Source organism: Vampirovibrionales bacterium (assembly GCA_016712355.1).
Taxonomy (GTDB): domain Bacteria; phylum Cyanobacteriota; class Vampirovibrionia; order Vampirovibrionales; family Vampirovibrionaceae; genus JADJRF01.
The window spans coordinates 1,700,724-1,719,508 of record JADJRF010000005.1 but is presented as its reverse complement, the minus strand read 5'-3'; the positions used below and the strand labels follow the sequence as shown (position 1 = coordinate 1,719,508).

Here is an 18,785-nt window from a genome sequence, read left to right as displayed (position 1 = left end):
GGCCTAAAGCCACCGTCGGACGCGGCGTTGATACTGTGCATAAGTATCGCCGAACGCACGCAATAAATAGACTTCTTCCCGGGCAATCACCAGGCGGTCGATGACGAGCGTCACCACAAGCAGGGTCATCAGCCCCCATGGATTGAGAAAAATCAGCGCGAACGCCAATAGGGTCAGACTCAACGAGAGATAAATCGGGTTGCGGCTGATACGATAGGGGCCGGTTTGAATCAGCGCCTTCGATGGCTTCCACGGCGGCAACGGCGTCGCATGCTGCCGAAAAAGCCCAATGCAGCGCCGAAACAAGCTCACAGAAACCACGAGCAAAAGAACGCCGGCGATGCGCACCCACAGACCTCCTGGCAAGAGGAGCGGGAAAAACCACTGGGCTATGGCGCCGATCGCCAGCGCCATCAAATACGTCACAGGCGGATGAAGACGCACATCAGCGTGATCGTCCCCGTGATCATCTTCATGGTGAGCCGCAAACGACGGCGTTTCCATCAGACAGACTCCTGAGGCATTTTCAACGCCTCGTCATACGCAGCATACGCCAGCGGGAAGGGCGACAGGGCGCGACGCAGAACCCCTTGCAACGCCGAAATAGCGACGCCGTAATTGGTGATGGGCAATGCATGTTCATCCGTCACGCCCATGCGGCTGAGCATCTCGCGGCGATTGATCATACAGCCCCCGCAGTGAATTACCAGGCGATAATCGCCCAGATTTTCGGGGTAGTCGCGACCCGCGTAAGTGTCAATCTCCAGCGCGCAACCGGTATACTGACGCAACCAGCGCGGAATTTTAACGCGACCAATATCGTCTTCGAGCGCGTGATGCGTACAGGCTTCAGCAATCAACACCCGATCGCCAGGCCTTAATTGCTCGATACGCGCCGCGCCGCGCGCCATCGTCTGCAAATCGCCCTTAAGGCGGGAGAATAAAATAGAAAAGGTCGTCAGCGACGTCTGGGGCGGCGTGTCCGCTACCACGCGCGCGACCACTTGAGAATCGCAAATCACCAGATCCGGCGGCGCATTCAGACGCTGAAGCAACGCCGGGTATTCGCGCTCTTTCACCACCAGCGCGGCGGCGTCGTTATCCAGCAAATCGCGAATCGTCTGCACCTGCGGCAGAATCAGCCGACCTTTCGGAGCCTGGAGATCAATCGGAACGACCAAAACCGCAAGGCCGCCCGGAGGCAGCAAATCGCCCGCAAGCGCAGGTGGCGCAAAAAACGACTCGGGCAAATGCGCGGCGAGCGCTTGTTTAAAGTCTTTCTTTAAACGCTCTTGCGCCTGCGGATCCGACGAAATGGCGCTGCCATAGAGGATAGCAGTCGCAACCCCCTGCGCCGAGGCTTGGACATCCGGATCCACCGCAGCTTTATCTGTCTTATTAAACGCCACGATCAGGGGCAGACCCTTGGCGCGGGCTTCCTGAGCGATAGCCGTTTCGCAGTCGCTCCAGACGTCAGGCTCGCACACCAACACGATGACGTCAGCGCGTCCCATTGCGCGATAAGCCCGTTCAATTCGGGCGGGCGCCAACGCGGAGCGATCATCAAGCCCGGCAGTGTCCAAAAACGTGACCGGGCCAATAGGCAGCAGCTCCATGCTTTTTTCGACTACGTCGGTGGTCGTTCCCGCTACAGGAGAGGTAATAGCCGCTTGTTGATCGGCAACAGCATTCAGCAGAGACGATTTCCCCACGTTGGTACGGCCAAACAGACCGATATGCAAGCGCAGGCTTTTGGGCGTTTTATTCATGCGCGGTTCTCCTCGATGCACGCGGGTGGGCGGGCATCGCCCAGACACAACAGGCGTTGCGGAGAGAGCGCCTCGTTGACGAGGGCGTCGCCGAGCTGCTGACGCAGATAATTGCCAAACGAGGGCGGGTTTTCAAGCGCCTGATAGGCTTTCACTAAAGCGGTCGCGCGATCGTAGCCGACACTTGGCAGCAAAGCCGTCGCCAAGGTCGAGCTATCCATCGCGTACTGGGCGCAGCGCGCTGCGTTGGCTTCGATCGCGCCGATGAAAGGCGTCAGGGCTTCGGCAAGCTTCTCCAGCAGTCGGAACGATTCCAGCAGAGCGTGCGCAATTAGCGGCAAAAATTCATTGATTTGCAGCGAGCCGCGCGCAGCGGCGGCGGCAATTAAGCCGTCATTGGCCATGGTTTTCAATCCCGCCTGAATCGCAGCCTCTAACAGCACCGGATTGACTTTTCCCGGCATAATTGAGGATCCGGCCTGTAAGGCAGGCAAATGAATTTCGCCCAGCAGTTGCAAGCGGCGCAGGTCGTCAGCGATTTTCACCAGATTAGCGGCGCAGGCCTTGAGAATACCGGACACTTCCACAAAGCAATCGACGTTGGCCGTGGCGTCAATCAGATTTTCGCCTCGACTCAATCCCTGGCCGGTGAGCGTGCGGAGAATTTCAATCACCCGAAAAATATACGCGCGCGGGGCTGTCAACCCCGTACCAATCGCGGTACCCCCAATATTGACGATGCGCAGGCGCTCTTCGCACTTGAAGGCCCGCCAGCGGTCACGCGAAATTGCTTCGGCAAAAGCCGAAAACTCTTGACCGAGCGTCATCGGCACGGCGTCTTGCAATTCGGTGCGTCCCATTTTGAGAATGTCTTGAAACGCGATTTCGCGATCCTGAAACGCGCCCTGAAGACGAGCCAGGGCTTCGCTCAGACGACGACAGGCGTCAATGGCGGCGATTTTCAGAGCCGTTGGATACACGTCGTTGGTCGACTGATGGAGATTGACATGCTCAATGGGATGCAGCTCGGCGTAATGCCCCTTGGGGAATCCCAGCCCTTCCAACGCGCGATTGGCGATGGTTTCGTTCACGTTCATGTGGGTAGAAGTACCCGCCCCGCCTTGCAACGCATCCACCGGGAAATGCTCTGGGCCGAGCGCGCCTGAGAGAATCCCGTCACAAGCGGCGACAATGGCCTTAGCGCGCGATGTATCCAAAAAGCCCAATTCGGCATTTGTCTGCGCGCAAGCTTTTTTAACTTGCGCCATCGCCTGAATCAAGGGCCACGGCGCGGGGTAGCCAATCAGATCAAAGTTTTGCGTCGCCCGCTGGGTATGCGCGCCCCAATAGGCGTCGACAGGCGTCTCAACGGGGCCGAGCAAGTCAGTTTCTACGCGAACGGCAGGGGGTGTCATCAGGCGCTCATCGCATCACAGTCGCAAGGCTGCATTATATCGCGAGGGCAGATGCGCTGCTGATGACAAGCGCGTCAGCAGAATTCGTAAATCAGTGCGGCAAGCGCCGTCAAGGCGGCGGTTTCGCTTCGCAGAACGCGCTCGCCGAGCGAAGCGAAGCGAAACCCGCTTACGCGCAAAGAGTCCAACTCCTGCGCGGTCCAGCCGCCTTCGGGTCCGACGGCCAACACGGCGCTTTTGGCATGCGCATGCTTGCGCAGCAGCAGTCGCAGCGGTTCTCTTAAATCGTCAGCGGGGCCCTCACATGAGACGGCGCGGGCTTCCAGGGCGATTTTGAGCGAGGCGCCCCGCACGGCGTCGCAGAAAACAGGCAGCGCCATAGGCGGCGCAATTTCTGGTAAAAACAACCCTTCAGACTGCTCAGCGGCGGCGCGCGCGACCGCTTCCCAACGTTCCCGCTTCTTCTGGGGCGAGCCGATGTGCGGAATCGACCGCTCGGACTCAATGGGCAGCAGGCGACGACACCCCAACTCTGTCGCCTTTTGCAGCAGCCAGTCCCAACGTTGACCTTTAATCAGGGCGGCGCCGAGCGTTAAGGCAATCGGGGTTTCAACTGCGCGCGCATATGGCCGCCACAGGGAAATAGTCGCCTGATCGCGACCGATTGCATCGACAGTGGCCTCATAGGCGACCTCCCGTTCGCCATCGATGGCCAGCAACGGATCGCCAGCCCGCAGGCGAAGCACATGCGCCAATTTATGGACAACGTCCTCCTGAGTCACGAGAATCCGGGCGGGCAAGGCGTCTACCGGCGCCGGAAAAGGCAAAAAAAACCGACTGACGCGCATAGCGTCAAAAGCCGGGCTCGACTCGCCCGCCGTCATGCCGTCCTCCGAGCGATAAGGGAAAACCAGTCACCCTGTTGTCGTTGCGCGACGTCATACCACGCATCATCGGTCAAAGAGTCACGGACAAGACCCACAGAGCTTTCAATCAAGCCGCTGAGCAACAGCGCGCCGTCTGGCCGGAGTCGCTGGCGCATCTCGTTCAGCATGGCCAGAATCACAGGCGCCTGAATATTGGCGAGGATTAAGTCGTATGGAGTCAAGGGCAGGTCTGCAATCAGCGTCGTAGAGGCATGAACCGCCCGTTCAACGCCATTAACGCGGGCGTTTTCATGCGTGGCGCGAATCGCTTCGGGTTCAATATCAATCGCGGTCACGTCTTGCGCGCCCCACAGGGCTGCGACAACTGCCAGAACGCCAGACCCACACCCCACATCCAACACCCGCAGACGATGAAAATCCAACCCCCGAGCAAGAGACTCCATCGCTTCGAGCATCAGGCGCGTGGTTTCGTGCGCGCCCGTGCCAAACGCGCAGCCGGGGTCCAGCGTGATGACCGTTTCGCCAGCTTTTGCGTCATACGGCTCCCACGAAGGCCGAATGATCAATGTCGGCGTGATGGGCGTCACCCCCCAGAATCGCTTCCACGCATGAGCCCAATCGTCTGGCGCGACGCGTTGCGGCAAACCGACCGTCAATCCGGCGTCGCTGAATTCGGGCGTCGCCGCCAGCAGCGACAAAACGCGATCGCGCGCACGCGTTAAATCCGCTTCATCGCGAAACAAGGCGATAAAGCCGCACGGATGCTCCTCTCCCAGCGGGCCTTCATAGCGCGTCTCAACGCTGAGGGTCGCCGGCAGCGTCCAGAGGAGTTCTTCAAACAGCGCGGCCACACTCGCGGCGTTCACGGCATCGGACGCCTTCAAGGCGCTGGGGTCGAGGGCGACGGGCAGGGCAATCGCCGTGGCGGTAGCGTGTTGGTCAGTCATGGCGTTTGCGTTAGAATACCGCAGTTATTCGCCCCTGAGAATCCCGAGGAATCCGTCATGCCGAGTCCGACCGCCAATCTGGGCAAGTTGCCGCCCTATTTATTCGCCGAATTAGACCGCAAAATTGCAGAAGCCCGCGCGCGCGGCGTCGATATCATCAATCTGGGCATCGGCGATCCCGACTTGCCGACGCCCCAGCCGATTATTCAGGCGATGACCGAAGCGGTTCAGGATCCGGCTACGCATACGTATCCCGCCTACAAGGGCAGCCTCCCGTTCTGCGAAAGCGTGAGTCGCTGGATGAAACGCCGTTTTGATGTCGAAGTCGATCCCGCCAGCGAAACCATGGCTCTCATTGGGGCAAAAGAAGGCATCGCTCACCTGATTCTGGCTTATATTCAGCCGGGCGACGTCGTGCTGTGCCCATCGCCAGCCTATCCGGTCTATAGCAACTACACGACGCTTTGCGGCGGCGAAACGTTTGTGATGCCGCTTAGCGCGGATCGGCAGTTTTTGCCTGATTTCAACACAATCCCCGGCGAGATCGCCAAACGCGCCAAGCTGATGTTCTTGAATTACCCGAACAACCCTACGGGCGCGATTGCGCCTGAGAAGTTTATTCAGGAGGCGCTCGCCTTCTGTCGTACGCATGACATCGTGCTGTGCCACGATAATGCTTACTCCGAGATGACCTTCGATGGTTACCAGGCGCCCAGTTTTCTCGCACAACCTGGCGCCAAGGACGTCTGCATTGAGATGTTCAGCTTCAGTAAAATGTTTAATATGACAGGCTGGCGCGTTGGTTTTGCCGTGGGCAATCGCGAGGCCGTCGGCGCACTGGGCTCTATCAAGAACAATACCGATAGCGGCGTGTTCACGGCCATTCAACGCGCGGCTTCGTTTGGCCTGGATCGCGCCGAAGAGCTGACGCGCGATCACAACGCCATTTACGGCCGTCGACGCGATATGTTCGTCCAGGGGCTGCGCGATCTGGGCTGGCCGGTCGACCCGATGGTGGCGACGTTCTACCTCTGGGCGCCGGTCCCTTCCGGAATGACGAGCGAGGCCTTCGTCACCCTGTTACTGGACAAATGCGGCATCGTCACGCCGCCTGGCAATGGGTACGGACCGGCAGGCGAAGGGTATTTCCGCGTGGCGCTGACGCAGCCGGAAAACCGCCTGCAGGAAGCCCTGGAGCGTATGGCGCGCGAAGGCGTTACCTATAAGGCGCTGGCGACCGCTGGAGCGGGCGGGCTTCGTTAGAAAAATTGCTGAAAGCGCGTGCGCTTCAATTGACAAACATCAGGTAGAATAGTAGCTAGATTGCATTATTCTCTGAGGAGCGTTCCGCATGCCTGCCGTCGTCGCTATTCTGCTGCTGTTTGGCCTGACGTATCAGCTCTTTTTCCGTTACGAGCATTGGGTCGATCGCGCTAATTCGCAAATCGTCTATGAACGCGACAATCTGACCGGCGAAACCCATGTTGCGAGAGAAGGCGATAAACGCGGCTTTTTAGCCCGCCTGTTCGGTTCACGCCGCGATCGTCTCCACGGGATTGACGCCCCCGTGAACGAAACCGACCCGGTGGCAATGTCGCTCATTGAAGACCGTCGCCCGACGCAAACCCTTCGCCTGAAAAAAATCGAGGCGCGTTCCAATTTCAATGCCGATGGAACGCTGGCCAGAGCCCCGTTGCCGGCGGCGCCCACCCCTGATCGCGCGCCGCCTGAGCCTCTCAACAACATGATGATCGCGTCTTCCGGCGAAGAACGGAAGTCGCCTCCTCTGCCGGTCGTCGATGTCCAGACGCGCGGGCTGGATATCAACCGCGACGGCGTCGCCGAGCAGATCATGTACGACCGCACGGCCAATGACGGATTAATGGATATCTCGATTCTGGTTGAGCATCGCGAAGTGTTTTATGGGCGCGGTAAAGCGATTCGGGTATTGCCCACGGGCAGAAACGGTTGGGCCGACGTCGCTCTAATGGTGAACGAACAAGAATCGCGCGTTTTTCGGTATAATCCAGCTTCCAGCATGTATGAGGCCCGTTCATGACGCATTTTCTCCCCGATACGCGCTTATTAAGAACGCTATTAACGATGACCGCGCTCTGCGGGCTTGCGCTACCGTTGGCGGCGTGTCAGGGACCGCAAATCGAAAAGCGTCTGGACGAACGGATTGAAACGATTCAAGCGACCGAAAAAATGGCCGCTGAAACCTTCACGTCGCAAATTCCCGGCGCGGCTCAGCAATATCAGATTCAGAGCGGGAAGGCGCCCGAAGGGTTTACGGATTTTGTGTCTGCTAATGCGCTAACGGCGGGAGATGGCTATACGCTCAGCGTTGCCAATCTGGGTCGCCATGGCGGCTGTACCGTGTCGCCGCAAGCCATTGCATGTCCAACAGCGTTTACTTACGTGAGCGTGGTGTATCATTGGGCGCCCGGCGGACAAGCGCGCGCCGACGTCACCCCTAAAGGTCCCGCCTGACACGAAAATGCGCGACGTTTCTGATGCGAATTCTGGCGCTTGAAACCAGTTGTGATGAGACCGCCGTCGCCGTCGTTGAGGACGGTAGGCGTACGCTTGCAAATATTATTCTGACCCAGAATGAATTGCACGCGCAATATGGCGGCGTGGTGCCAGAGGCAGCGGCGCGACAGCATCTTGGGGCGATCAATCGCTGTCTGGATCAGGCGCTTCAACAAGCCGGGCTGTCTCTGGAAAACGTGGATTGTTTTGCGGCGACCCTGGGGCCGGGGTTAATCGGCTCGCTACTGATAGGAGCCAACGCCGCCAAGGCGCTCAGCCTGGTGAGCGGCAAGCCGTTTCGTGGGGTTCATCATTTATACGGGCATGTGTGCGCCAATTATCTGGACAGCGATTTGAAACCGCCTTTTCTCTGCCTGTTGGTCAGCGGCGGTCACACGCAGCTGATCCATGTGAGCGATTACGACCGGATGGAAATTCTGGGAGAAACGCTCGATGACGCCGTCGGCGAGGCCTATGACAAGACGGGGCGTTTGCTGGGAGCTGGTTTTCCTGGTGGTCCTGCGCTCGATCGACTGGCGCAACACGGAAATTCAAAAGCGTTTAACCTCCCGACGGCGCGCACGCAGGGCCCTTATGACTTCAGCTTTAGCGGATTGAAGACCGCGATGCGGCGCGCTTACGAACGCGCGTGCGCAGAGCCCGCGCCCTCTCCAACTCTACAAGAAGATCTGGCGGCTTCGTTTCAGCACACAGTGGTCGAAACGCTCTTTCGCAAGACGCTGGCCTGCGCCGAGGCGCGGAATTTGACGACGATTGCCATTGCGGGCGGCGTATCGGCGAATCAGGGCCTAAGACAGCGGTTTCAGGCGTTCGCTTCAAATCATCCCGATTATCGCGTTTGTGTACCGAAAATGGCTTACTGCACCGATAACGCCGCCATGATCGCCTCGTCCGCGTTTTTTAATCCGCTGACAGACAACTGGACGATGGAAGTATTTTCGCGAACGCCTGCTAAAAGCTGCGAAGCATCCCAGCCGTAAACGCAGAATCGGTAAATGGCTTGAGGATCTGACCCACGCGCTCGAAAAATCGACTGCCTTTGGCGAGAGATCGCTCGCTGACGTACACCACATCGTTGGGGCGTAACACGATATCAAGCTTATTGGGATCGACATAGAGGGTCGAAGCGTCGTTATCCTTAGTGAAGCGTCGAATCGCGACGATTTTCTTGTTGGCTTCCTGAGTGTAGCCGCCCGCCATGGCGACGGCAGAGTTCAGATAAGGGGAATTCCCCGGTAAATAATAGACGCCAGGCGTCTTCAGCTCGCCAATTACGCGAACGGGAAACGTTTCAGGCCCGATTGAAGAATTAAGCACCAGATCGTAGTCGGCGTCAGACATGGCCATATTCGGCAGTTCCGGGATATTAATGGCATCGCCGGATTGCAGCATGACGTCCTGAGAAGCGTCCCCGTTGCGCAACATCCGCCAGAGATCAACGGCGATACTTTCTTCGCCGCCTTCATGCCCTTGGCGGGTAATGCGAACATTGCTAAGGTCGGCGTTCATTTTAACGCCGCCCGCATTGGCCAGAATATTGGACAGACGCAGATCGATACGGGCGATAGGTCCCGTGCTGGAAGGGCCGGTCATACTGTTCTGATTACCCGTCGAGAGCTGATACATGCCGGGATGTTTCACCGCGCCCGCCAGATAGATCGTGCCGGGGCGGGTTTGCGTTACGGTAACCGTCACAATGGGCTGTTTGACCAGCTCGCTCAGCGATTGTTCCAGCATTTTCTGGATTTCGCCAATGGATCGGCCTTCCACCCGCAGCTCGCCCACGCCGTTGAACGAGGCCAATCCGTCCGAGCGAACGAGAATACTGGACTGGTTAAGATCGTCCTGATGGTAAACATGGAAGGACAGGACATCCCCAGCGCCCACGCGATACGAGCTTTCCGTAAACGAGACCGACCCGACCAGCTTGTCGCCGCCGAATGCCAGAGAAGCCCCAAACACGCTCATAATAGCCACCAGCGCCAGCGCAATCAGGCGAAAGGCGCGGTAAGAGCATTGCAGTTTGCTTTCGTGCGCAACGAGAGAGGCAAAATGAGAGGGGCCAATCATGGGGATGGAAACCTCCGAGGGAAACGGGGGGGACTGACGAGAAAAAGAGACCTATCGAAACGACATACGTTTACACTTGTATAGCGTGAAAAAAACCAAAAATCGCGCGTCTTGCCTGAATGTTACAAAATCGTGATAGGCGTGGACGCTATGGCTTGCCCGAGCCCAGCGGCTGACGCGGCGCGGGCGTTGATCTATACTGAGCCCTATGAAAACGCAGTCAGCGCGAAGCAGCGGCATCCGACGGGCAGTCGTCAAGCTGGGGACGGGTATCGTCATCGGCGACGATGGGCATCTGGCGCGCGAACGTCTCCAGACGCTTATGAAGCAATGCGCTCAACTCATGCGCGAAGGCGTTCAAACGATCATCGTTTCATCCGGCGCCGTCGGCCTGGGCGTTCAGGCGTTAGGACTCTCGCGTCCGGCATCTGGCAAGCGTCCACTGGTCGATAAGCAGGCCGCCGCAGCTGTGGGACAAAGCGCCTTGATGGACGCCTACCGCCAGATTTTTGAGCAGGAAGGATTTTTAATCGCTCAGATTCTGGTCACGGAAGGCAATTTCGCCGACCGCCAGCAATATCTTAACCTCCATGGCACTCTGGAGCGCCTGTTGGAACTGGGAGTTGTTCCCATTCTCAATGAAAATGACACGGTCGCCACTGCCGAACTTGAAGAAGACACCCAAAGCAAAGGCTTTGGCGATAACGATAAGCTTTCCGCTCTGGTCGCCAGCCGTCTGGAAGCCGATGTACTGGTGATGCTGACCAATGTAGCGGGCGTTTATACGGATAATCCATCGGAGAATCCTGCTGCTGAGCTAATTCCCGTGATTCATACCATTGAAGAGCTGGGCGCTATCCGCACGCGTGGACTCTCCAGCCAGGGACGCGGCGGAATGGCCAGCAAACTGGAGGCCGCGCGCATGGCGGCATTAAGCGGCGTCAACGCCATCATCGCCAACGGCCTGAGGCCGGATGTGATCGAAGCCGCGCTCCTTTATGACTGGAACGCAGCGGATCCTGATGCAACGCCGCCGGGAACGCTCACGCTTGCGCAATCCTCACTGTCGGGCAAAAAACGCTGGATTGGTCTGGCCTCAGGGTATAACGGCGTTCTGATTCTTAATGAACGTGCAGCGCAAGCGCTTCGTGACGACGGGGCCAGCCTGCTGGCGATTGGCGTGGAAGAAGCGCGCGGCGACTTTACGCGCGGGCAAGTGGTGAGCGTCAAAGATCGCGCAGGCCACGAGCTGGGGCGCGGCGTGTGCCAGTATGACGCCGACGACGTACGACGCATTCTCGGACGCAAGCGCCAGGATATTGTGCAAATTCTAGGTCAGACAGCGCCCGCCAAGGCCGAAATTCTGATTCACCGCGATAATCTGGTGATTTTTCAGGCGTTTCCAGAGACGTCGGGGCCTCAGGCGGGCTTGTGACTGTCGCCTGCTGAGCCGGAATCAGCTTCTTTTGGCGGCATGTCCGCATCATATTGCGCCCCAACGCGGTTTCGTCCCGACTCCTTGGCACGATACAGCCCTTGATCTGAAAACTCGATCAGCTCTGCGGGGGTCTTGCCATGCGTGGGGTAAGTCGCCGCCCCGACGCTGATGGTCACATGTTTGGAAACGCCCGCGGCGATGGGATAAGCCTCTTCCGCCACTGCGCGAACAATTTTAGCGCCCACTTCCAGAGCCTCGCGCTCGTTGGCTTTGTCCAGCACAATGGCCATTTCTTCGCCGCCGTAACGCGCAACAAGATCGTTACTACGAACGGACGTCTTGAGCTTGCGAGCGACCGCGCGCAACACTTCGTCGCCCGCCTGGTGGCCAAACGAATCGTTGAATTTCTTGAAGTGATCAATATCGATCAGCAACAACGAAAATTTGCTGTTAAAGCGATTGGAAAACTGAATGGATTCGCGCAAATGCTCCTGAAAGAATCGGTGGTTTTTAAGCCCTGTCATCGCATCTGTCGTCGCCATGACGTAGGTGCGTTCGTAGGCGCGGTTCTTACTGACGTATTTGATCATATAGGTCAGCATCGTCACCACCGTCACGGCGATGAGCGGCGCGGCCGTATTAATCCACAAATTCAGCTTCTGGAAGGCGAGAACGGCGGCTCCCAGGTATAAAGCCAACAGAACGGCCACCACCATGCTGGCAGCCAACGCCGATCGAAGCCGAAAGATAGCCGTCGCGGAAATAGCGCATAACGCCAGCATCAGCAAAATATTATAGATATCGTCAATGCGCCGCATAAAGCCCGCATTTTGCTGAAGATTATCAAACACGGTCGCCTGAATGACGACGCCCGGCATGGCCTGCGCAATAGGCGTCGTTTTGATGTCATAAGTGGCAACAGCCGTGGTGCCGACAAAAATAACCTTGTTTTTCAGGGAATTCTTCAAGTCCTTATCTGCGGCGGTGAGGCCGCCGGAGCGTTCATCCTTCATCGCCTTCAGGATGCGCCACGCCGAAATTTCTGCATAAGGCTTCGGCGGAAAATCCCGCTGGAGCTGCGAGCGAAGCTGCTCCTCAACCGCCTTGATTTGCGGAACGTCCCCTGGATGCTCGACCGCCATGGCCAGCCGGGCTTCTTCCATTTGCTTAAGCGAAACCTCGATGGCCTCTTGCTCAATGCTCATGTTGTACCACTTGAGAAGCATCGCCCCGTCAGCGTCCAGCGGCACAGTCAGCGACGACCCATCTATCCGGAGTTCGCCGTTGCGCGTCAGTACAATTCTGGACGTGGATTTTCCAGCGTTTTTCAAATCCAATAGCATTCTGAGCCCCATATAGGGGTAATAGTCTGTATGAAGCGTTTTCTGGCAGCGCGCGATGGTTTTGGCCGGGTTTTGCGGTTGCATTCGGCAGCCTTGCGCATTGATCCACTCATTTTTAGCATCCAGCCATTTTCCGCGTTGTTCGCCCGCTTCCTGATCTTTCCATGCGCCAGCGGCCGCATCGAAACGAAAAGGCCGCGCTGCGCTTATCAGCGGCTCTTCCCACTCCAGACGAAAGAATAAAGGGTTACTGCGACTGACGCCGTCCTTGTCACGACTGTGATTCACAAACGCAATGCGTTGTTTTTGCGCGAGAAGTCCCGGCAGAATCCCGCGAAAATTGTTGTAGGTCATCCCCGGATTTTCAAAGAACTGGCCGCTTGCATCCAGATTCAGGACGCGAGGGCGCAGCAATCCGCTTTCGTTATGGCGAGCCAATTGGTTTTCAATTGAGATCGACAACGGTTGAATGCTACGAAACGCCTCGGCGCCGGGCGCTTTTCGCATATCTTTGAGCAGGCCGTAGTTATTATCAAAATTCATGCCGATATAGACGTTCGGATAGCGACGAAAGGCGTCAATCAACTGTTGATCCTGCTCGTGCGACCCTTTTTGACGGGACACGAACATGATGTCGTAGGCGACCATGCGGGCGCCTGCATCGTTGAACCAGCCCATCATGTCGGCATGTACGTTGCGCGGCCAGGGCCAGGTACCGAATTCATCTTCGAAGGTGTTCAGCGTCACGTCGTCAAATTGCACGATGACGATGTTTTCGCTGGGTTGATGAGCCAATGGTCCTTTTTGCAGGAAGGCCCGCATATCGTAGGTCTTGAGTTCAAGGTCCTCGATTAGAGAATCCAGATGAAAATAATTGATGGCAAACACCACAGCCACAGCAAAGATAACCGCCAGCACAACGGCCAGAAGCTGGTTAAAAGGTCTATCGGCTCCGGCCCGCGACTCTTTGGGCGTTTCCATCAGCGATGATCCGTTTCGTCTCTTTCTGAGCCGCCCCAAACGGGCAAAGCTCACGCACTTCCAGCATAAAGGAGCGTTTCTTCCGCGCACAACCTGCCAATGGAGGAGCCGGCGAGGAGGAGCAGAGACATACGAAAGCACGCCTCAGAGGAAAATTTTGTGCCAGAACAGGGTATGGAAGGCAAATTGTAAATAATTATAAACGAGCCAAAGGACAAAAAACAAAGCAGGGAGAGGGTTTCAAAAAATCGTAAATCTAATTCGCTATGCTTTTTGAGCCCGATCGGCCATGCTGATATGTGACAGGCGTCGCAACGCTCACATGTTCGAGGGGTTGCGGACACCAGGCGACGATTCCTGATCAGGCTCTTTTCGCGGTGGCGTTTCGACAGAGAGGCACTCTCTGGGCGCGGCGTCCGCGTGTTCACTTACCATAACGTCAAGGGGGAATACCACGACCATGCTTAAATATCTCTTACTGGCGCTTGCTGTGGCAACGCTCGCCACGCAAACAGCGCTTGCAGACTCTCGTCTGTCAGGAGCCGTTACGACGCGCCACCTTTATAAAGCGGATTCGACCAATACGACCGTCACCCTGGTCAGCGCCGACGACGCGCGCGTCACCCGCGCCGCCGGACTCCTGTTGTCGGTGGACGCCTCGGATACCATCAAGCTGAATTGCGGCAGCGTGACCAAGGCGGCCTTTTTTCTGGGCGCTCGCAGCGGCCTCGCCCAGACGTTCTATCCATTAACGCTGGAGTGTCGCGCAAAATCCTCTAACCTTGCAGGGACCGTGAGCACCACCGTCGGCAGCGCGACAATTACCGGCGTCGGAGCCAGCTTCACGCAGGATTTTGCGCCAGGCGATCGCATTGTAATTACCGGCGGCAATACGCTGACCATTCAAACCGTCAGCAGCAACACCAGCATGACCGCCAGCTCCAATGCGACCAGCGCGGCCAGCGGGGCCGTTTACCAGCGCGGCGCGGACAACCTCAACCTGGTAAAAGGCGTTGCGACGACATCGGTTCATGCGTCCCTCTGGTTCGAGCAGGAGCGCTAGAACGATGACAAAACGATTTTTATGGTGCGGGATACTCGCGCTCACATGGATGGCCGCCTTCGCCGATTGGGCGGGGGCGGGCGTCCTGACGCCCGGTGGTTACGGCGGCGGGCTGTTGAAAGCCTCTCTTATCGAGCCGACGACGATCGCCAATCTAAAACTCTGGCTCAAGGCCGATGCAGGCGTAACGATGGATACGACGCTGGGATCGACGACAGTGGCGCGCTGGGCGAATCAGGCTGCGACGGGTTCCGCGTACGACGCGACGCAAGGCGTTAAGGCCTCGCAGCCGCAATTAGTCAGCGATGCGCTGAATCATCTGCCCTCACTGCATTTTGATGGCGTGGATGATTGGCTGGACCTGCCAGCGGCGGCAGGCGGCATTTTAAGGAACATTCCCGGGGCCACGGTATTTATGATTGTCTCAGGAGGACCTCCTACGAATAGCCAGCGGTATTTGCTCCAGTTCAACACGCAATCGTATACCGTCGCCCGACTCGTGATTTACCGCGAATACAACGGCGCCGTTTATAAGGACAGCATGGCCGGACGCAATGGAGACGCCGCCGCCATGAGCTATTTAACCAAGACGCTGGCGACGCCTTCGGCGTATGCAGTCAATACCTATGTCGCGGACTTCGTCAATCGCAGCGCCTCAATTACCGTTGCCAGCAACAACTCGACGGCCTCCACCAGCGGGTGGACGACGGCGGCGAGCAACACCGACAACATCAATGCGACGCAACCCAGAATCGGTTCAGGGGTTAACGCCGCCTATTATTACGGCAACATCGTCGAGATTCTGATTTACGATCGGACGCTCTCTGCAAGCGAACGGGCCCTTATTGAGGCGTATCTGCTGTCTCGAAGCGGCCTGTAAAAGGATAGCGGCGATTTAAGAGGATACAAAAGATGACCCATGTACTGGTATTTGCAGGAGACTCCAACATCGCTGGCAGCGAGATGCCCAGCAAAACGCTCTCGTATCTGGCCAATCCGGAAAATTTTGAAACCATTGAGGTCGGCCTGGCCGGACTCACCATGAGTGAAGCCGTCAACTACTATGAAGGGACGCATCCGACTAAGATCTTTGGCCAGACCCCATTAAGTCAACGGTATCCAGACGCCCAAACCAAAACCCTGTTTATTGGAACAGGCACCAACGACGTGTATGCGGCCACGCCCTATCAACAAACCGTGGACGCCTTTACAGCGCTGACGACGTTTTATCAGGCGCACGGCTACCAAGTATATCCGATTACCACGCTACCGGTCGCCGATTATCATAACTTCTGGATCAACGCAACCGTCCAACTGATGATGCAACAATGGCAGACAGCCGGCTGGAGCGGGATTATCCACGGCAACAAGGCGCCCGCGCCGCCGCCTTCTAGCGACTATGCAGCCGACAATATCCATATTTTACCTTCGGGAGACGCCAAAGTCGCGCGACTCATCGCGGCATCGCTGGCGGATCGCGGCTTGGCGCGCCTGAAGCCGATGTATATAGAATTCAACAAAGCCACTTATGCGGAAAACGACGCCGATTTTCTTGCGTTCAACGCAAAAGCCGTCAGCCTGGGCGCATACCCAAACGCGGCGGGCACGAGCGATTACGCGCGGCGCCTGGTGAATGCGGACGGCATCCGGATTTCTGCGCCCGTATTAGCCGGGATTCTAAATCAATATAATCGAAGCCTCAGCGTCTGCAACGATCTCGAAGCGCTTGCGCCGGGATTTGTTTCGCGATTACAGGACGCGCCTTAAACGTTTTTTTAGAAGCGGGGCCGCGTATTTGCAGCCCCGCTCGTCTTACGTTTCGGGGCTCAATTGACCATTCACGCTCTTAATGCGTCTCATCTGGAACTGCTATTTTTTATTTTTTGCATTGACCTATTTTAAAATTTCTGGTCTACTGATGCTATAGGCCAACGCCTTGCGTTAGCGATAATAAGGGATAGCAATCTGATGCCGGTTACCATTCAGTTTGATACGCTTAAAGATCTCGAAAAATTTATGTCGGGACGCGACATTTCTGTTTCCACTACCACAAAACGCGGCCCGGGACGTAAAAAGGCCAACGCCGACAAAGCGCCTGCAGCCAAAGCGCCGGGCCGTCGCGGACGTCCGCCGAAAGCGGCCGCAGCTTCCAAAATGGCGGCTCCCGCTAAGCGCGGTCGTAAAGCCAAAGCGGCTGCCACTGTTGAAGCGCCCAAAAAGCGGGGCCCTAAACCAAAGGCGTCCGCCGCTCCCAAAACAAACGCTGGCAAAGGGCGTCCTCGCGGCAGCGATAGCCTCACCAGCAAAATTCAAGGCGCCATTCAGAAATTCATCGATCAGAAACAAGCGTTTACAGCCAATGACGTTTACGCAGAAGTTGCGCGTCGTAATCGTGACGTCAACAAGCAATCGGTCATTACCTCTGTTTTAAAACAGATGAAAAGCACCTATCAGAACATCTCCGTCAGCGAACGTCCGGGAGCCGGTCCTCGTCCGGTTAAAGTGTACCAAGCCTAAACGCTGACGCTTCAAACAACAATTCTGCGCCCGGATAGCATTTTCCGGGCGCAGAATTTTTTAGTTAGCATTTTTTAGTATCTGTAGCCTTGTTGGCCGCCAAAGCCGCCGCCAAAACCGAACATCATCATAATCATCTGCATGAACATCTGGAACAAGGCTTTTAGATTATCGATCTGCGCACCGTTTGAAGATTTCAGATCGCGAGCGTCGAGAATATTACTATCTGATTTCTTGGCGGCGGCATCGGTAATCTCTTGCGTCGTCAGTCCATCTTTATTGGCATCCAACTTGCTGAAATTATCGTTCAGGAATTTGGCGCGAGTCTGATCCGCGACGCTAATATCATCGCGCTTCAGGAAATTGGTCAACTCCTCTTGCGAGAGTTTACCGTCTTTGTTCGCATCCGCAGCGCCGTGGGTCTTGTTGAAATTGATAACCGAGTTCGATTTACCTTCTTGATCCACAACGCTAAGATCTTTGCTATCCAGCACCGCTTTATCGTCAGATTTGGCGGCGACATCGGTAATTTCTTGTGTCGTCAGCCCATCTTTATTGGCATCCAATTTGCTGAAATTATCGTTCAGGAACTTGGCGCGAGTCTGATCCGCGACGCTAATATCATCGCGCTTCAGGAAATTGGTCAACTCCTCTTGCGAGAGTTTACCGTCTTTGTTCGCATCCGCAGCGCCGTGAGTCTGTGTAAAATTGGGCACGCCGCCTGGAGAAGTATTGGTCGTCGCGGCAGGCGTGGTGACGGTCGTACTGGGCGTGGTAGTTGGGGTAGTGGTTGGGGTAGTAGTCGTTGTCTTAGGGGTCGTCGTCGTCGTCGTAACCGGGGCGGATGTCCCAAGCGCACTGTAGATTTCAGCGGCTGTTAAGCCGTTTTTGTCCTTATCCAGGGTGTCAAAGTTATCTTGTAAGAATTTAAGACAGTTATAGTCTGATCTGCTGCTACTGCGGCCAGGCGAGTTAATATCCTGTATGGACCAATTCACTTCATCTTTAGTGAGGATGCCATCGACAGCGTTCAGATCCCAAGAGCGATTTGCGCCAAAAGAATGGATGCCATCGCCTTTGAAAACGCTCTGGATGTTTGCATTCGTCCAGTCCTGATAGGTCATTCCGGCAGCGCCAGCGCCCACGTACCGTCCTGCAGTACTATAGATAAAATTCACATCCGCCATCGTCTCATCCTCTTTCTCTCTGCTCACGAGTACGGGTCTGGATTGATGGATTGACCAAAAGCTCGATCAGAATACGCTCATAAATAATAAAAACAAAATAAAGCCACGAATTGCCTCTTCAGGAAGAAGAGGGCTCACAGACAGGTTTTTACCCGTCTATCGCGCATCCCCTGAACTACACCCGAGACGTATCAGGACTCGCTTCTGCGGGAGGCGTTGCAACATCATCCAAAAACGTTTCTTCGCCGGTCATTGACGGACCCTCGATAGGGTCGCCCGCCAAAGCGGGGATGGGGAGCGGGGCGGCAATTTCGACAGCCACGGCCTTAGAGGCGGATGACTTAACAGGACGCTTGGGTTTTCCCAGAACGCCGCCTAGTAAATAGCCCAGAATTCCTGCCGCCACGGCGCTGGGGAAGGCCAGCGTCAGGACTTTTAAAGGTCGCTCCAGCGACGTATCGACAACCTCATCCATCGTTTGCGGATTCAGGGCGCTTTCGACCAGGGTGATCGGATTCATGGAAGCAAAGTAAGTGGTTAGACTCACGAGAATAAAAGCGCCGCAAGCGAAGACCCCGGCAAATTTATGAGCGAGTTTCATCCATCAGACTC

Annotated in this window: 18 protein-coding genes; 9 read left to right on the top strand and 9 right to left on the bottom strand. The window is 56.5% G+C overall.

Annotated elements, in window-relative coordinates; all coding sequences use genetic code 11:
* Positions 1 to 3: 3 nt before the first annotated feature.
* The 5 genes from IPK79_09355 to IPK79_09335 all read right to left on the bottom strand — a co-directional run bounded on the left by IPK79_09355 (position 4) and on the right by IPK79_09335 (position 5,018).
* Positions 4 to 504: an isoprenylcysteine carboxylmethyltransferase family protein gene (locus tag IPK79_09355; GenBank protein ID MBK8190639.1), complete on the bottom strand. Its 501-nt coding sequence runs from the start codon at positions 502 to 504 to the stop codon at positions 4 to 6.
* Positions 504 to 1,769 carry a [FeFe] hydrogenase H-cluster maturation GTPase HydF gene (hydF, locus tag IPK79_09350; protein MBK8190638.1) on the bottom strand — a complete coding sequence of 422 codons (1,266 nt, stop codon included), beginning with the start codon at positions 1,767 to 1,769 and terminating at the stop codon, positions 504 to 506. The genes IPK79_09355 and hydF overlap by 1 nt, the downstream gene beginning before the upstream one ends.
* The gene (locus tag IPK79_09345; protein MBK8190637.1) at positions 1,766 to 3,184 is read right to left on the bottom strand and encodes an aspartate ammonia-lyase; all 1,419 of its coding nucleotides are present in this window, start codon (positions 3,182 to 3,184) and stop codon (positions 1,766 to 1,768) included. The genes hydF and IPK79_09345 overlap by 4 nt, the downstream gene beginning before the upstream one ends.
* 74 nt (positions 3,185 to 3,258) lie before the next feature.
* Positions 3,259 to 4,068: a 16S rRNA (uracil(1498)-N(3))-methyltransferase gene (locus IPK79_09340; GenBank protein MBK8190636.1), complete on the bottom strand. Its 810-nt coding sequence runs from the start codon at positions 4,066 to 4,068 to the stop codon at positions 3,259 to 3,261.
* Entirely contained in the window at positions 4,065 to 5,018 is a 954-nt protein-coding gene (locus tag IPK79_09335) for a 50S ribosomal protein L11 methyltransferase (GenBank protein ID MBK8190635.1), read from the bottom strand. The genes IPK79_09340 and IPK79_09335 overlap by 4 nt, the downstream gene beginning before the upstream one ends.
* Positions 5,019 to 5,075: 57 nt before the next feature.
* Between IPK79_09335 and IPK79_09330 the strand changes: the two genes are divergently transcribed.
* The 4 genes from IPK79_09330 to tsaD all read left to right on the top strand — a co-directional run bounded on the left by IPK79_09330 (position 5,076) and on the right by tsaD (position 8,554).
* Positions 5,076 to 6,281, top strand: a complete 1,206-nt coding sequence (locus IPK79_09330) for an LL-diaminopimelate aminotransferase (GenBank protein ID MBK8190634.1) — start codon at positions 5,076 to 5,078, stop codon at positions 6,279 to 6,281.
* Between the two features lie 88 nt (positions 6,282 to 6,369).
* Complete coding sequence (locus tag IPK79_09325) at positions 6,370 to 7,077, top strand: hypothetical protein (protein MBK8190633.1); 708 nt, start codon at positions 6,370 to 6,372, stop codon at positions 7,075 to 7,077.
* On the top strand, positions 7,074 to 7,511 hold the full coding sequence (locus IPK79_09320; GenBank protein ID MBK8190632.1) for a hypothetical protein: 438 nt from the start codon (positions 7,074 to 7,076) through the stop codon (positions 7,509 to 7,511). The genes IPK79_09325 and IPK79_09320 overlap by 4 nt, the downstream gene beginning before the upstream one ends.
* 23 nt (positions 7,512 to 7,534) lie before the next feature.
* The gene (tsaD, locus tag IPK79_09315; GenBank protein MBK8190631.1) at positions 7,535 to 8,554 is read left to right on the top strand and encodes a tRNA (adenosine(37)-N6)-threonylcarbamoyltransferase complex transferase subunit TsaD; all 1,020 of its coding nucleotides are present in this window, start codon (positions 7,535 to 7,537) and stop codon (positions 8,552 to 8,554) included.
* On the opposite strand, the gene IPK79_09310 is transcribed toward tsaD, so the two are convergent.
* Complete coding sequence (locus IPK79_09310; protein ID MBK8190630.1) at positions 8,526 to 9,644, bottom strand: polysaccharide biosynthesis/export family protein; 1,119 nt, start codon at positions 9,642 to 9,644, stop codon at positions 8,526 to 8,528. The two genes, tsaD and IPK79_09310, sit on opposite strands and share 29 nt — an antisense overlap.
* A 208-nt stretch (positions 9,645 to 9,852) precedes the next feature.
* Between IPK79_09310 and proB the strand changes: the two genes are divergently transcribed.
* The gene (proB, locus tag IPK79_09305; GenBank protein MBK8190629.1) at positions 9,853 to 11,079 is read left to right on the top strand and encodes a glutamate 5-kinase; all 1,227 of its coding nucleotides are present in this window, start codon (positions 9,853 to 9,855) and stop codon (positions 11,077 to 11,079) included.
* On the opposite strand, the gene IPK79_09300 is transcribed toward proB, so the two are convergent.
* Positions 11,064 to 13,406: a diguanylate cyclase gene (locus IPK79_09300; GenBank protein ID MBK8190628.1), complete on the bottom strand. Its 2,343-nt coding sequence runs from the start codon at positions 13,404 to 13,406 to the stop codon at positions 11,064 to 11,066. The genes proB and IPK79_09300 overlap by 16 nt on opposite strands.
* Positions 13,407 to 13,866: 460 nt before the next feature.
* On the opposite strand from IPK79_09300, the gene IPK79_09295 reads away from it, so the two are divergent.
* The 4 genes from IPK79_09295 to IPK79_09280 all read left to right on the top strand — a co-directional run bounded on the left by IPK79_09295 (position 13,867) and on the right by IPK79_09280 (position 16,986).
* A complete protein-coding gene (locus tag IPK79_09295) occupies positions 13,867 to 14,469 on the top strand; it encodes a hypothetical protein (protein ID MBK8190627.1) in 603 nt (200 codons plus the stop codon).
* Between the two features lie 4 nt (positions 14,470 to 14,473).
* Positions 14,474 to 15,349: a hypothetical protein gene (locus tag IPK79_09290; GenBank protein MBK8190626.1), complete on the top strand. Its 876-nt coding sequence runs from the start codon at positions 14,474 to 14,476 to the stop codon at positions 15,347 to 15,349.
* Between the two features lie 32 nt (positions 15,350 to 15,381).
* Positions 15,382 to 16,236 carry an SGNH/GDSL hydrolase family protein gene (locus IPK79_09285; protein MBK8190625.1) on the top strand — a complete coding sequence of 285 codons (855 nt, stop codon included), beginning with the start codon at positions 15,382 to 15,384 and terminating at the stop codon, positions 16,234 to 16,236.
* A gap of 201 nt (positions 16,237 to 16,437) precedes the next feature.
* Positions 16,438 to 16,986, top strand: a complete 549-nt coding sequence (locus IPK79_09280) for a hypothetical protein (protein ID MBK8190624.1) — start codon at positions 16,438 to 16,440, stop codon at positions 16,984 to 16,986.
* 74 nt (positions 16,987 to 17,060) lie between these two features.
* Here IPK79_09280 and IPK79_09275 read toward each other — a convergent pair whose 3' ends face one another.
* Both IPK79_09275 and IPK79_09270 read right to left on the bottom strand, forming a co-directional pair.
* On the bottom strand, positions 17,061 to 18,173 hold the full coding sequence (locus tag IPK79_09275) for a hypothetical protein (GenBank protein ID MBK8190623.1): 1,113 nt from the start codon (positions 18,171 to 18,173) through the stop codon (positions 17,061 to 17,063).
* A gap of 175 nt (positions 18,174 to 18,348) precedes the next feature.
* Positions 18,349 to 18,774, bottom strand: a complete 426-nt coding sequence (locus IPK79_09270) for a hypothetical protein (protein MBK8190622.1) — start codon at positions 18,772 to 18,774, stop codon at positions 18,349 to 18,351.
* Positions 18,775 to 18,785: the final 11 nt, after the last annotated feature.